This is a genomic window from Nocardia arthritidis, assembly GCF_011801145.1.
Classification (GTDB): domain Bacteria; phylum Actinomycetota; class Actinomycetes; order Mycobacteriales; family Mycobacteriaceae; genus Nocardia; species Nocardia arthritidis_A.
In genome coordinates this window covers 2,693,079-2,707,732 of sequence record NZ_CP046172.1, presented here as the reverse complement: position 1 = coordinate 2,707,732, position 14,654 = coordinate 2,693,079, and the positions used below count along the sequence as shown (strand labels likewise).

The following is a 14,654-nucleotide window of genomic DNA, read 5'->3' as shown; positions in this document are numbered from 1 at the left end:
CGATCACACCGGCAGCAGCCGGGAGACCACCGCGGTGAGTTGCCGGGCCGACCGGCATTCGTGCATCTCGATCACCTGCCGGTATTCGTCGGCGGCGGAGTCGCCGGAACCCCACTGGCCCATCGGTTCCGGGTTGAGCCAGTGCGCGTGTTTCGCGACGCCGACCAGGTCGCGCAGCGTATTCAGGCGCGGGTCCCGGTAGTTGGTGCGGGCGTCGCCGAGGATCAGCAGCGAGCTGCGGCTGGTGACGGCGTCGGGCCAGCCCGCGGCGAATCCGCGCAGCGCCGCACCGTAATCCGAATGCCCGTCGCTGCCGACCACCTGCGCCTCGGTGAATATCCGGGCCATCGCCTTATCCAATTGCGTTCGCGGATCGAAGAATTGGGTCACCTCGTCGACATCGTCGACGAATGCGAAGATCCGCACCCGGGAGAACTGCTCGCGCAGCGCGCTCACCAGCAGCAGGGTGAAGTTGCTGAATCCGGCGACCGAACCCGAAACATCGCACATCAGCACCAGTTCCGGACGACCGGGCCGCGGCTTGCGGTTCACCAGATCGATCGGCACGCCGCCGGTGGACATGGACTTGCGCAGCGTGCGCCGCAGATCGATCTCGCCGCGCCGGGAATGCCTGCGCCGCACCGCGAGTCGCGAGGCCAGGATGCGGGCCAGCCGCTGCGTGCTGCGGCGCAGTTCGGCGAGTTCGCGTTCGGAGGCGCGCAGGAAATCCACGTCCTCGGCCTGCCGGGCCACCCCGTAGCCCGCGACCCGCTCGCGGCCGACGCGCTCGGCGACCCGCCTGCGCGTCTCGGCCTCCACCGCGCTACGGAAGCCAGCGATGCGCTGCCGGGCCGCGCGGCGCGCGATCTCCATATCGAATTCGCTGGTGTCCGGCCCGGCCGCCAGCCCGGCCAGGATCCTGGCCAACAGTGTCTGCGGCTGCACGTCTTTCAGTGCCTGATACGCGGAAAACGAAGGGCCGCCCCCGGATTGGTATTGGCCGAGCTGGTCGACCAGCTGCGCGGCCAACAGCTCCAGCTGCTGGGTCGCATTGTCCTGGGCGAGGAGTCCGGCGAGCAGTTCACGCAGTGCCGGAATGTCGACCTCGCCGGACGGCCGATGCGGGATCTCGATCTCGTCCAGCGCGCCGGTTCGCTCGCCGAGCGCCACCGGGAACCACAGATCGAACAGCCCGTCGTAGGTGGCGCGATGGGTGGTGCGGCGCAGCAGCGCGCACGCCAAACCCTCGCGCAGCACCTCGCGGTCGAGCAGATCGAGGACGGTCAGCACCCGGCCCGCGTCGACGGTTTCCGCGGGACCGACCGGAATTCCCCTGGCCCGCAATGCTTCCACGAAACCGACGAGATGACCCGGCAGCCCGTGCGGCGCATCGAGCGGCAGCTCCGTCGGCGCCGAACCCGGGGCCATGCCTCAGGCCAGCTTCAGCTCGGTCAGGGCGCGCTGGTGGTCGCTCTGATGTTTCAACACGACGCCGAGCGTCGCGCGCACGGTGGCGTCGTCGAGATCGTGCAGGCCCAGCGCCAGCAGGGTGCGGCCCCAGTCGATGGATTCGGCCACCGACGGCAGCTTCTTCAGCTGCATACCGCGCAGCACGTGCACGATCCGCACCAGTTGGGCGGCGACGGCGGCGGACAGCTCCGGCACCCGGCTGGCCAGGATGCGCCGCTCCAGCTCCTCGTCCGGGAAGTCCAGATGCAGGTAGAGGCAGCGTCGCTTGAGCGCCTCGGACAGTTCGCGGGTGGCATTGGAGGTGAGCACGACGAACGGTTTCCGGCTGGCGGTGATCGTGCCCAATTCCGGGACGGTGACCGCGAAATCGCTCAGCACTTCCAGCAGCAGTCCCTCGATCTCGACGTCGGCCTTATCGGTTTCGTCGATGAGCAGCACCGTCGGCTCGGTGCGCCGGATCGCGGTGAGCAGCGGGCGCGATAGCAGGAATTCCTCGGTGAAAACGTCGGCCTTCGTTTCGGCCCAATCATTTTCGCTCGACGCCTGGATGCGCAGAATCTGCTTGGCGTGATTCCACTCGTATAGCGCGCGGGCCTCGTCGACGCCCTCGTAGCACTGCAACCGGACCAGCTCCGCGCCCGAACTCTGGGCGACGGCGCGGGCCAGCTCGGTCTTGCCGACACCGGCCGGGCCCTCGATCAGCAGTGGTTTGCCCAGCCGGTCGGCGAGGAAAACCGAAGTGGCCGTTGCCTTGTCGGCCAGATAGCCGGTCTCGGCGAGACGCTCGACGACATCGTCGACCGAGGTGAAGATCGGCTTCTGCTCTGCATCGGCCACTGTGCAGTCCTTCCTGTAGAACCGCCGCGCTGCGGTGCTTCGCGGCTAAACCGGCCGGATCTGGCCGTCGCCCCACACGATCCATTTGGTGGAGGTAAGTTCCGGCAGCGCCATCGGGCCGCGGGCGTGCAGCTTCTGGGTGGAGATGCCGATTTCGGCGCCGAACCCGAACTGCTCGCCGTCGGTGAAGGCGGTGGAGGCGTTCACCATGACCGCGGCGGCATCCACCCTGGCGGTGAATTCGCGGGCGGCGGCCAGCTCACCGGTGACGATGGCCTCGGTGTGGCCGGTGCCCCAGGTGTTGATGTGCTCGACCGCGGCGTCCAGGTCGGCGACCACCTTGAGCGCGATATCCAGGGTGAGGTACTCCTCGCCCCAGTCCGCGTCGGTGGCGGGCACCTGACCTGGCAGGTCCCCGTGAATGGTGACGCCGTGCCGCTCCAGCGCCCGCGTCAATTTCGGCACCGCGACATCGGCGACGGCGGCGTCGATGAGCACCGTTTCGGCGGCGTTGCACACGCTGGGCCTGCGCGTTTTGGCGTTGATCAGGATCTGCTCGGCCATGTCCAGGTCGGCGGCGGCGTGCACGTAGACGTGGCAGTTGCCGGTGCCGGTCTCGATGGTCGGCACCTGCGCGTCGCGCACCACGGCGTTGATCAGTCCGGCGCCGCCGCGCGGGATCACCACGTCCACCAGGCCGCGCGCCTGGATCAGATGGGTGACGCTGGACCGGTCCGCACTCGGCAGCAATTGCACCGCGTCGGCCGGAATATCTTGTGCCGCAAGTGCTTCCCGCAGCACCGCGACCAGCGCGGCATTGGATTTCGCGGCCGAGGAGGAGCCGCGCAGCAGTGCGGCATTACCCGATTTGAGCGCGAGCCCGAAGGCGTCGACGGTGACGTTCGGCCGCGCCTCGTACACCATGCCGACCACGCCGAGCGGCACCCGCACCTGACGGATCTCCAGACCGTTCGGCAGCGTCGAACCGCGCACCACGACGCCGACCGGATCCGGCAGGCCCGCCACCTGACGCAGACCGGAGGCGATACCGTCGATCCTGGCCTTGGTCAGCCGCAGCCGGTCCAGCAGCGAATCCTCGGTGCCCGCGGCCGCGGCCGCGGCGATGTCCTCGGCATTGGCCGCGAGCACGGATTCGGCGGCGGCGAGCAGCGCGTCGGCCGCAGCGTGCAGGGCCGTATTCTTCTGCGCGGTCGTGAGCTGGGCCAGCGCCCGCGACGCGATCCGAGCCCTTCGTGCGGCCGCGTGCACCGCCTCGCGAACATCCAGCTCGGGCGTCGTACCTACCGTCATGGGTACAGCGTACTGACCCGCGGTTACGGGTAGCGTCCGGTATATGTGTCCCGATCGAGCGCCACTGATCGCCGTACTCGGCAGCGTCAATATGGATCTGGTGACCACCACCGAGCGGCGGCCCGCGCCGGGGGAAACCGTGCTCGGCACCGGCTTCCGGCTGGTGCCCGGCGGTAAGGGCGCCAATCAGGCCATCGCCGCGGCCCGGAGTTCCGGGCATACGGTCGAATTCCTCGGCGCGGTCGGCGACGATCTGTTCGCCGCCGAATTGCGGCGGGTCCTCGCGGATTCCGGTGTCGGCACCGGCCTGCTGCGCACCGTCGCGGGCCCGAGCGGGGTCGCCGCGATCGTCGTCGACGGGTCGGGCGAGAACAGCATCATCGTGGTCGGCGGCGCGAACGCGACGCTCACCACCCTCACCGCCGCCGAACTCGATGTCATCGCGAAGGCGGATATCCTGCTGTGCCAGTTGGAGATTCCGGTTCCGACCGTCGCGGCCGCGGCCCGGCACGCCCGCGCGAACGGCACCATGGTGATGCTCAATCCGTCACCGGCACAACCCCTCCCGGACGAGTTGTGGGCGAATGTCGATATCGCCGTTGTGAATTCCGGCGAGGCCGAACAGCTCGGCGGCACCCTCGACAAGGTCACGCATCTGGTGATCACCCAGGGCGCGGCGGGCGCGACCTATCGCGGGCCCGGCGGCGAATCGCAGGTACCGAGCCCGCGAGTCGAGGTGGTCGATACGACGGGCGCGGGTGACACCTTCACCGGCGCGCTCGCTGCCGCCTGGCACCGCGGCCCGGAACGCGCGCTGGCCTGGGCGAGTACCGCCGGCGCACTGGCCACGACGAAACTCGGTGCGAGCAGTTCCATTCCGGCCCGCGCCGATATCGCGGCCGCGCTCGCCGGCGAACAGTAGTGCGGCGTCCGCCGATTCACCGACTCGGCAGCACACCCGGCCGCGGCCGTTTATCGTCGATTCCATGTCCTCAACGCCGGAACGCATACCGGCCGACGGCGATTTCGGCGCGATCGGTCGTATCGATGCACAGATGGTCGTGTTGTCCTTCGTGGACAACGCGGGCATCACACGGGTGAAAACCGTGCCAGCGGCCCGGTTGGCCGATGCCGCGCGATTCGGGGTCGGGGTATCGCCGTGCTTCGAAACCTTCACCTTCGACGACCTGATGGCCACCGGCAAATATCTGGGCGGTCCCGACGGTGACCTGCGGCTGATCCCTGATCTGTCCCGGCTCACCGAGCTGGCCTGCCAGCCCGGCTGGGCCTGGGCGCCCGCGGACAAGTACACCCAGGAGGGCACCCGCTTCGTCGCCTGCCAACGCGATTTCGCGGCCCGCCAGACCGAGGCGGCGCGGCGGCAGGGGCTGCGGCTTTCGATGGCGTTCGAAACCGAGTGGGCGCTCGGCGCCGACACCGCCGAATTCGACCCGGTGCTGTACGGTCCCGGGTACGGCATCACCCGGCTGGGCCAAATCGCCGACTACGCAAGGGATCTCGTCGATACGCTGACCCGACAGCAGATCGAGGTACAGCAGTTCCACCCGGAATACGCGCTCTCCCAGCTGGAGCTGTCGGTGTCGCCGAACGAACCGGTCGGCGCGGCCGACGACGCGGTGCTGGTGCGGCACACCATCCGGGAGCAGAGCCGCCGATACGGCTGGCGGGCCATGCTCGCGCCGTGCATCGAGCCCGGCGGCGCCGGATCCGGTGCGCACCTGCATTTTTCGGTGCGCGACGGGAGCGGATCGCTATTCGCGGGCGGCACCGGCCACCACGGGATGCGACCGGCGGGCGAGGCATTTCTGGCCGGCATCCTGCGCGAGCTGCCCGCGCTCGTCGCGGTCGGCGCGGGCAATCCGGCGAGTTTCCTGCGGCTGGAACCGTCGCGCTGGGCCGGGGTCTGGCAGTGCTGGGGCCGGGAGACCAGGGAGGCGGCGCTGCGTTTCATCACCGGTGTGCGCGGCACCGAGGAGCGGGCGGCCAATGCCGAGGTGAAATGCCTTGACGCGACCGGCAATCCGTACCTGATCGTCGGTGCGGTGATCGCGGCGGGCCTGGCCGGAGTGCACGAGGAGCTGCGGCTGCCACCCGAAATCACCGGGGATCCGATGACTTTCGATGCCGAGCAACTCATGCTGTCCGGAGTGCGGCGGCTGCCGATGTCGTCCGTCGAGGCGGCGGAGCGGCTGGCCAAGTCCACCGTGCTGGCCGAGGCGATGGGCCCGGAACTGCACGACGCGCTGCTCACGGTGCGCCGGGCCGAGGCGGAGCGCTACGCGCAGACCGATCCGCTGGAACTCGTCGAGCTGACCCGCTGGCGGTTCTGACGTGCGCACCACCGAGATACCGCTGACCGATCACCACTGCCACGGCGTCGTCACTCGACAACTCGACCGGCCCGGCTTCGAGGAATTGCTCAGCGAGGGGCCGCGCGGCACCTTCGATTCGGCGATAGGTCTCGCGGTAAGGCGTTGGTGTGCACCGATACTCGATCTGCCACCGCATGCGGATGCCGCGGAGTACCTGGCTCGCCGGGCCGAAATCGGCTGGCGCGAAGCCACTTCCCGACTACTCGGCGCGGCCGGGGTGACCCGCTGGTTCCTCGACACCGGCTACGGCGGCGCCGACCTGGCCGGATTCGCCGAGCTGAGCGGCGGCGAGGTGCGCGAGATCGTCCGGCTGGAACAGGTCGCCGAGCAGGTAATCGCCGAGAACGGCGCTACGGCAACGATATTCGACGATATCGAGGCGGCCTTGCGCGCTCGCATCGGCACTGCCGTCGGGCTCAAGACCATCGCCGCCTACCGCTGTGGGCTCGACTTCCCGGTCACCCATCGGCCGCCCGCCGCGCTCATCCCGCAGGCCAGGATCACCGACCGCAACCTCATCGGCTGGCTGGTCGGGCTCGGCGCCCGGCTCGGCGCCGAATACGGTCTGCCGCTGCAGATCCACACCGGATTCGGCGATCCGGACCTGCGCCTGCACCGCGCGGATCCGGCGCTGCTCACCGACTTCCTGCACGCGACCGCGGGCACCGGACTTTCGGTGATGCTGTTGCACTGCTGGCCATTTCACCGTAACGCGGCCTATCTCGCGCACGCCTTCGACCACGTCCGGTTGGACCTCGGGCTGGCGATTCCCTATGTGGGACAACGCGCCACGGCACTGCTGGCCGAAACGCTCGAACTCGCGCCGTTCGGCGCGCTGCTCTATTCATCCGACGGTTACGGGCTGCCCGAACTGCACTACCTCGGCGCGAAACTCTGGCGCGACGGCCTCGGCGCGGTCATCGACGGCTGGCTCGCCGACGACGTGCTCACCCTCGCCGACGCCGACCGCCTGATCGCGGCGATCGCGTACGGCAACGCCGAGCGCACCTACCGGCTCTGATATTCGAGTGCGTCGCGGCCGCTCGGTCCCTACCGTTGATGGTCACGGACACGAGAAAGGACGACCGCAATGTTGCCCGTCGAGCTGCACGGAACCCGTGCGCGGACGCTGATGTGGGCCACCGAACAGGACATCGAGCCTGCCGCGGTGCAACAGCTGCGCAATATCGCGCGGCTGGAATGGGTCCACGGCGTGCGCGTCATGCCGGACGTGCACCTCGGTAAAGGTGCGACGGTCGGTTCGGTCATCGCCATGCGGGACGCGGTCGCCCCGGCGGCCGTCGGCGTCGATATCGGCTGCGGGATGGAGAGCGTGAAGACCGATCTCACCGCCGCCGACCTGCCGGACGATCTACGCTCGCTGCGTTCGCGCATCGAGGCCGCGGTGCCGGTCGGCTTCCAGGCGCACGACGACCCGGTGAACGTCACCCGCCTTGGCGCGGAATTCGCCGCATCGCACGGTGCGGCGGCCCGCAGCGCACGCGGCTGGGACACCTTCTGGGGCGCGTTCGGCTCGCTCGACGAGGGGGTGCAGGCTCGGGAGTCCAAGGCGCACAAGCAGATGGGCACGCTCGGCGGCGGTAACCACTTCATCGAGGTATGCCTGGACGAGCACGACACCGTGTGGATACTGCTGCACTCCGGCAGCCGCAATATCGGCAAGGAACTGGCCGAGCGGCATATGACGGTGGCCCGCGCGCTGCCGCACAACCGCGACCTGGTCGATCGCGATCTGGCCGTATTCCTTTCCGGCACACCGGAAATGGATGCTTACCGGCGCGATCTGACCTGGGCGCAGGAGTACGCCGCGCGCAACCGCGCCGTGATGCTCGCCCTGGTATGCCGCGCGGTTCGCGACGAATTCGCCGGGCGCCCGGTACATTTCGACGAGCCGATCTCCTGCCACCACAACTATGTCGCGGAGGAGCTGATCGACGGAATGCCGATGCTGGTGACCCGCAAGGGCGCCATCCGGGCGGGCGTCGGCGATCTCGGCCTGATCCCGGGTTCGATGGGCACCCGCTCGTATGTGGTGCGCGGCAAGGGAAATCCGGATTCCTTCCAGTCCGCATCGCACGGGGCGGGCCGCCGGATGAGCCGGGCCGCGGCCAAGCGCCAGTTCACCGTCGCCGATCTGGTCGCGCAGACCGAGGGCGTGGAATCGCGTAAGGACGCGGGTGTCGTCGACGAGATCCCGGCCGCGTACAAGGACATCGACGAGGTCATCGCCGCGCAGCGGGATCTGGTCGACGTGGTGGCGACGCTGCGCCAGGTGCTCTGCGTCAAGGGCTGAAAAACGAGGCGGGCCAGGAGAATTCGCGGCCCGCCTCGCCCCGGCGGTCAGTCGGTGCGCCGTCGCAGGGTCGCCGCGACCGCGGTGGCGATCAGCAGCGCGCCGAGCAGCAGCGGGAAGCCGTTGATCACCCACGAGTACAGCGCCTGACGCAGTGAATCCGACAGCGCGGGCAGATCGTGGATCTGGGTGAAGGTGTCCTCCGGGAAGAACACGTGCGCCAGCCCCGGCACCAGACCCCATACCAGCCCCGCGATGGCGGTCCCGGCGGGTGAGTAGGCCGCGAACGCCGCGACCAGGAACAGCAGCAGCGCGCCGCCGATGATCTGGAACGACGAACCCCAGCGCGCGGTGGCATCGCCGAGAATGATCCACTGCCTGGTGTCGGCGGCGCCGTTGGCCGCTAGACCTATCCCGATCGGGGTCACCACCAGCGCGAATACCGTTCCGAACACGGTGCGGCCCACCGTGGACTTGCTCCGGAACTGGGCGCCGGGCGGGGACCAGCCCGCCGGCGGCTGATAGTTGCTCGACATGCTTGGCCTCCTGCGCGCTCCCACCGATGGGGATGATGTTCGCCCTATTCTCCTTCCTCCCCAGACAATTCGCGGTGAATGAATCGGCGCGGTCCGATGTCGGACCGATAGCCGACAACTCTTGTCGGTGTCTTCGGGCAGTATGGTCCGGGTGACCACGGCGACCGGAACCATCGCAGACCTGGCGACTCCCGAACTGCGCGCACGCGCCGAGCAGCTGCTGCGGGAGTTGGCCGGGCCGTCGGCGCGCCTGCGCGAGGACCAGTGGACCGCCATCGAGGCGCTGGTCGTGCGGCGGCAGCGGGCGCTGGTGGTGCAGCGCACCGGCTGGGGTAAGTCGGCGGTGTACTTCATCGCCGCCAAACTGCTGCGGGCGGCGGGGCGCGGGCCGACGGTGATCGTCTCGCCGCTGCTCGCGCTGATGCGCAATCAGGTCGCGGCCGCGGGGCGGGCGGGGGTCGTCGCGGCGACCATCAATTCGGGCAATGTCACCGAATGGGATGAAATACACGCCGGTGTCGCGGCGGGCGCGGTCGACGTGCTGCTGGTGAGTCCGGAACGGCTCAACAATCCGGACTTCCGCGATCAGGTGCTGCCGAAGCTCGCCGCCGACGCGGGACTCGTCGTGATCGATGAGGCGCACTGCGTCTCGGACTGGGGGCACGATTTCCGCCCCGACTACCGCCGCATCCGCACCCTGATCGCCGATCTCGGCTCCGACGTCCCGGTGCTCGCCACCACCGCGACCGCCAACGACCGGGTGGTCCGCGACGTCGCGACGCAGATCGGCACCGACACCCTGGTGCTGCGCGGCACCCTGGACCGCGAATCGCTGCACCTGTCGGTGGTCCGGTTCGACGATGCGGTGGAGCGCACGGCGTGGCTCAGCGGCCACCTGCGTCGGCTGCCCGGCTCCGGCATCGTGTACACGCTCACCGTCGCGGCGGCGCACGATCTGGCCGACGTGCTGAATTCGCACGGGCACACCGTCGCCGCGTACACCGGGCAGACGGATCCGGCCGAGCGGGAGGCGCTGGAGGCCGCACTGCTGAACAACGAGGTGAAGGCGCTCATCGCGACATCGGCGCTGGGCATGGGTTTCGACAAACCCGATCTGGGTTTCGTGGTGCACGTCGGCGCGCCCTCCTCCCCCATCGCCTACTACCAGCAGGTCGGCCGCGCCGGTCGCGGCACCGAACGGGCCGAGGTGGTGCTGCTGCCCGGCCCCGAGGACCAACGGATCTGGAGTTACTTTGCCTCCGTTGCCTTTCCGCGCGAACACGTGGTCCGCGCGGTGCTCGACGCGCTGGACCGGGAGCGGCCGATGTCGACGCAGGCGCTGGAACCGCTGGTGGAACTGAACCGGTCGCGGCTGGAGATGGTGCTGAAGGTGCTCGACGTGGACGGCGCGGTGCGCCGGGTGCGCGGCGGCTGGCTCGCCACCGGCGAACCGTGGACCTACGACGCCGAGCGCTATGAGCGGTTGAACGCGGCCCGCGAGGTGGAACAGCAGGCCATGATCGACTACCAGTCGACCGCGGACTGCCGGATGGAGTTCCTGCGCCGCCAGCTCGATGACCCGGGATTGCCTGCCGCCCAATCGGATTCACCCGGCTGCGGGCGCTGCGACAATTGCACCGGCGCCCGGCCCGACACCGCGGTGGCCGCCGACGCCGTCGCCGCCACCCGCGCCCGACTCGACCGGCCCGGTATCGATCTGGCGCTACGCAAACAGTGGCCGACAGGTCTGGCGAAACTCGGAATCCCGTTGTCCGGCAAGATAACCGACATCGCCGAACCGGGCCGTGTACTCGGCAGGCTCACCGACCTCGGCTGGGGTCAGCGCCTGCGCGGCATACTGGACGGCCCCGACGCCCCGGTACCGGACAGCGTCTTCGACGCATGCATAGCGGTGCTGCGCGACTGGAATTGGGCCGCGCGCCCCACCGCCGTCATCGCCAACGATTCCGCCGACCACCCGATTCTCACCACCAGCCTGGCCGCCCGGCTGGCACAGGTGGGCCGCCTCCGCGACCTCGGCGTCCTGCGCACCCGCCCCGACCGCACCCCGGCCTCGGCCGCCAACTCCGCCTACCGCGTCGCGGGACTCTTCGACTCGTGGGAAGTACCGGATCTCACCACCGTCGACGGACCAATCCTGTTGGTGGACAGCCGCACCGACACCGGCTGGACCCTCACCCTCGCCGCCCACACCCTCCGCCGTGCCGGCGCCACCGCGGTACTGCCGTTCGCACTGGCCTCGGTGACATAGTTCGGCAATCGCCGACTTCGCACTGGGCCGGGGACTGGATCGTTCCCTGGCTGGCGCGGGGGCCTTGGCCATGCGGGGCTTCGGTTTTCGTCTCCGTGGGGAGTAATCGGCGGGTTTCGCACTTGGTAGCGTCGCTACGACTGGATCGTTCCCTCGGTTAGTGAGATACGTTGGCATGTGGCGGCTTCCGGCTCCGTCTGGACGGATCGGTACGCCAGTGCATGGTCGCGTCGCTACGACGACGGAATCGCCCGAGGTAGGCGCGGGGTTGCGTGGTGAGCGGTGCGGCGGTCGCGCACCACGAATGACGTTGCTCCCGCGCACGCTCACGCCAATTACCTACGCAGTCAAAGCCATAAGAGAGCCAGTCGCACCTCGTCTGCGAGCCGAACACCCCGTACTTCGTGTGTTTTGTTCGAAGACGGGGTGCGACATCGAGACACGTCGGGACACGTCGACGATGATGGCTCGTGTCGTCCGACACGCCGTCACGAGCGAAGTACCTACTGGTTCAAAGGGAAGCGCGGCAGTACCGGCAATGCTGGGGAGAGCATCATCCGTGGCACGCAACCGCCGCACCGCCTACCAGCGCACCCCGCACCCAGCTCAGGCGATCCAGTCGTCGTAGCGACGCGACCACGCGCAAAGGCCGCCGATCACTCCGACCCGCCCTTCGGCAACCGAGCCGCGACGCAACCGCCAACCCGACCGAGCGATCCTCTACGCCGGGAACCCGTTGCGCCCCAACCAATTACGCTACTGGCGCGCGTCGGGCAGCTCGATCACCCGCGTTTCACGCGGAAGGTCGCTTGCCGCGTGCAGCGGACGGTCCGGTGGGAGCGGGCGGCGGGGTTCGCGCACGCCCGCCGTGCCGCCTGGATCGTCGTCCGAGCCGCGTGCGCCGCCAACGGGTGCGGTGCGTCTTCGGATGAACAGTCGCCGGATGATGCGTCGCCGCGGTTTCTTCGCCATGCGGCCAGTGTGCCGTCGCGGCGCTACTCGTGCCCATGCTGTTCGCGCATGGCGAAGGACTGGTCAGCGGGTCTTGTCGAGCAGTTCGACGATTTCGGCGGTGGTGCCGGTTTCGCCGAGGCGCGGGAAGATCTTGCCGACGCTGTGTTCGTGTGCGGCGGCGTCGGAATCGCTCATCGCGTCGACGGCGAGCGTGACGTGGTAGCCGTGTTCGTGCGCGGCGCGCGCGGTGGATTCGACGCCGATGCTGGTCGCGATGCCTGCCAGCACGATCTGGGTGATGCCGCGGCGGCGCAGTTGCAGGTCGAGGTCGGTGCCGTAGAAGGCGCCCCAGTTCCGCTTGGTGACGTTGATGTCCTCCGGATGACCGACGAGTTCGTCGACGATCCGGTCCCAGCCCTCCGGTGGCGTCCCCTGTGGGAACGGAAATTCGTTGCGGCCCTTGGCCTGATCGGCGCCGTCGGGTGCGAAGCTGACCCGCACCAGCACCACCGGCAGGCCGTGCGCGCGGAAGGCGTGCGCGAGCGCGGCCGAGTTCGCGACGACGGTTTCGGCGCTGTGCGGCGCCCTCGGCGCGGCGACGATGCCGTGCTGCAGGTCGATGACGACCAGCGCGGTCCGCTCGTCGAGGGTGGTCACGGTCATGGCTATCCCTTTCAATTTTGTTCCGACACAGTGTGATTCAGTCCGACCCGGCCGAGTGAGCGGTCGGCCACGGTCAATAGCAGCAGCAGCGCGGAGACGACGATCAACAGCACCGCGAGGTGATGCATCCCGGCGCTGTCGGCGACGTGCGGGAACACCGCGGCGGTCGCGGCGGAGGCCAGCAGCGCGCCCAGGTACATGCAGGTGCGCAGCAGACCCGCCGATGAACCCATCCGAGCCGGATCGGCCTGGTGGTACAGCGCGTTCTGATTCGCCAATCCGTTGAGCCCCTGCGGTAATCCGGCCAGGGCTCCGACGCCGACCAACAGCCACACCGCGCTGCCCGCGCCGATGAACAACAGGCAGACGCTCGCGGCGATCTGCAGCAGCGCGCCCGCGACGAGTTTGCCGCGCACCTGACTGCGCCGCCCGGTGATCGCGGTGATCGCGATGGCGCACACCGACATCGGCAGCAGCACCAGCCCGGCGGCCGACGCGCTGAGCGAGCGTCCCTCCTCCAACCACTGCGTGAAGCCGTAGAGGAAGGCGTATGCGGTGATGAAGGCGAGCACCTGCCGCCCGTAGGTCGCCAACAGCGCGGCATTGCCGCCGAGCACCCGCAGGTCGATGAACGGCGCAGCGGTGCGCAGCTCACGGATCGCGAACGCGATGCCGAGCAGTACCGCCAGCACCGGCAGATACCAGTGCGCCGCAAGGGGTTTCATCAAGAACAGCAGCGCGGCGACGAGCGTACCGGCGAGCAGCGCCATACCGAGCACATCGACACCGGTGTCGCGGCCCTGCCGCACCACGGCGGGAAGCTGCGCGTATCTCGGCAGCCACAGCCAGCCGAATACCAAGCAGGCCAACGACAGTGGCGCGTTGATGGTGAAAATCAGATGCCAGCCGCCGAGCGCGGTCAGCACCCCGCCGAGCGTCGGGCCGACGACGGCCATCACCTGGTTCGCGATCGACAGCGCGGCGAGTATGCCCGCCGGATTCGCCAGCCCGGTGCGCTCGGATTCGCTGCGCAGCAGGAACATCGACGCCGGATAGGCCGCCGAGGTACCGAAGCCGAGCAGCACCCTGGCCAGGATCAGCACGCCCAGGTTCGGCGCGAAAGCGCCCAGCAGCCCGGCGATTCCGACGAGTCCGGTGCCGATCAGGTAGAGCGGGCGCGGCCCGTAGCCGTCCACCAACCGACCCATCACCGGCTGCCCCACCGCCGTGGCCAGATACAGCGCGGTGACCAGCCACGCCGTCTGCGCGGGCGGCGCGCCGAAGGCCTGACCGATCGGGATGAGCGCGACCGCCAGCATCGAGGAGTTGATCGGGTTCAGTATCGAACCCAGGATCATCGGCGCGATCAGCTTCCGATCGAATCGCGTTGTGCTGTCGGGTCTTTCGGAAACCTCCGTCACGACTGCGCGACCTCGTCGAGCAATGCCATCGCCTCGATGATGGTGCGGCGCTGCGCCTCGGTGAACCGCTCGTGCAGGGTGTGCGACAACCACTCCTGACGCGCGGCCCGGTCACCGAGCGCTTTGACCCGCCCGGTCTCGGTCAGCGAGAGCAGCTGCCTGCGGCCATCCGCCGGATCGGGCCGCCGCTCCACGTATCCGTAACCCACCAGCGCGGAGACCGTCATCGCCATCGATTGCGGCCGCACCCGCTCCGCGGCGGCCAGGTCGCTCGTCGAGGCGGGGCCGTCCTTCTCGAGACGGCTGAGCACCGCGGTCTGTGACGGGGTCAGATCGTCGTCGACCGCCAGCTCACGGAACCTGCGGCGCAATCTGCTGAAGACAGTGCGCACATCGTTGGCGGCCCGGACGGCGGATTCGGCAACCCGGCCATCGAGTTTCGGTGCGTTACCCATAGTCGCTCGCAATCACTCGGTCTGTCGC

At 69.0% G+C, this 14,654-nt stretch carries 13 protein-coding genes; 5 read left to right on the top strand and 8 right to left on the bottom strand.

Translation table 11 applies throughout. The annotated features are described in order from the left end of the window. Positions 1-3: 3 nt before the first annotated feature. The 3 genes from F5544_RS11955 to F5544_RS11945 are packed head-to-tail and all read right to left on the bottom strand — an operon-like array spanning position 4 to position 3,618. Complete coding sequence (locus tag F5544_RS11955; protein ID WP_167473253.1) at positions 4-1,428, bottom strand: vWA domain-containing protein; 1,425 nt, start codon at positions 1,426-1,428, stop codon at positions 4-6. A gap of 3 nt (positions 1,429-1,431) precedes the next feature. Next, on the bottom strand, positions 1,432-2,307 hold the full coding sequence (locus F5544_RS11950) for an AAA family ATPase (RefSeq protein ID WP_167473252.1): 876 nt from the start codon (positions 2,305-2,307) through the stop codon (positions 1,432-1,434). Between the two features lie 45 nt (positions 2,308-2,352). After that, complete coding sequence (locus tag F5544_RS11945) at positions 2,353-3,618, bottom strand: glutamate-5-semialdehyde dehydrogenase (RefSeq protein WP_167473251.1); 1,266 nt, start codon at positions 3,616-3,618, stop codon at positions 2,353-2,355. A 43-nt stretch (positions 3,619-3,661) separates the two neighbouring features. On the opposite strand from F5544_RS11945, the gene F5544_RS11940 reads away from it, so the two are divergent. The 4 genes from F5544_RS11940 to F5544_RS11925 all read left to right on the top strand — a co-directional run bounded on the left by F5544_RS11940 (position 3,662) and on the right by F5544_RS11925 (position 8,325). Beyond that, complete coding sequence (locus F5544_RS11940) at positions 3,662-4,540, top strand: ribokinase (protein WP_167473250.1); 879 nt, start codon at positions 3,662-3,664, stop codon at positions 4,538-4,540. Between the two features lie 64 nt (positions 4,541-4,604). Further along, entirely contained in the window at positions 4,605-5,969 is a 1,365-nt protein-coding gene (locus F5544_RS11935; RefSeq protein WP_167473249.1) for a glutamine synthetase family protein, read from the top strand. A 1-nt stretch (position 5,970) separates the two neighbouring features. Next, on the top strand, positions 5,971-7,032 hold the full coding sequence (locus F5544_RS11930; protein WP_167473248.1) for an amidohydrolase family protein: 1,062 nt from the start codon (positions 5,971-5,973) through the stop codon (positions 7,030-7,032). A gap of 69 nt (positions 7,033-7,101) precedes the next feature. After that, on the top strand, positions 7,102-8,325 hold the full coding sequence (locus tag F5544_RS11925) for an RtcB family protein (RefSeq protein WP_167473247.1): 1,224 nt from the start codon (positions 7,102-7,104) through the stop codon (positions 8,323-8,325). 47 nt (positions 8,326-8,372) lie between these two features. On the opposite strand, the gene F5544_RS11920 is transcribed toward F5544_RS11925, so the two are convergent. After that, positions 8,373-8,861 (bottom strand): hypothetical protein, encoded by a 489-nt coding sequence (locus F5544_RS11920; RefSeq protein ID WP_167473246.1) that lies wholly within the window; start codon positions 8,859-8,861, stop codon positions 8,373-8,375. A gap of 151 nt (positions 8,862-9,012) precedes the next feature. Here F5544_RS11920 and F5544_RS11915 point away from each other — a divergent pair, with 151 nt between their 5' ends. After that, the gene (locus F5544_RS11915; protein WP_428847135.1) at positions 9,013-11,133 is read left to right on the top strand and encodes a RecQ family ATP-dependent DNA helicase; all 2,121 of its coding nucleotides are present in this window, start codon (positions 9,013-9,015) and stop codon (positions 11,131-11,133) included. 756 nt (positions 11,134-11,889) lie between these two features. On the opposite strand, the gene F5544_RS11910 is transcribed toward F5544_RS11915, so the two are convergent. From F5544_RS11910 to F5544_RS11895, 4 genes are all read right to left on the bottom strand, one after another. Next, positions 11,890-12,105, bottom strand: a complete 216-nt coding sequence (locus F5544_RS11910) for a hypothetical protein (RefSeq protein ID WP_167473245.1) — start codon at positions 12,103-12,105, stop codon at positions 11,890-11,892. Between the two features lie 63 nt (positions 12,106-12,168). Then, on the bottom strand, positions 12,169-12,750 hold the full coding sequence (locus tag F5544_RS11905) for a hydrolase (RefSeq protein ID WP_167473244.1): 582 nt from the start codon (positions 12,748-12,750) through the stop codon (positions 12,169-12,171). A gap of 11 nt (positions 12,751-12,761) precedes the next feature. Further along, entirely contained in the window at positions 12,762-14,171 is a 1,410-nt protein-coding gene (locus F5544_RS11900; protein WP_167473243.1) for an MFS transporter, read from the bottom strand. After that, positions 14,168-14,626: a MarR family winged helix-turn-helix transcriptional regulator gene (locus F5544_RS11895; RefSeq protein ID WP_167473242.1), complete on the bottom strand. Its 459-nt coding sequence runs from the start codon at positions 14,624-14,626 to the stop codon at positions 14,168-14,170. The genes F5544_RS11900 and F5544_RS11895 overlap by 4 nt, the downstream gene beginning before the upstream one ends. Between the last annotated feature and the right edge of the window lie 28 nt (positions 14,627-14,654).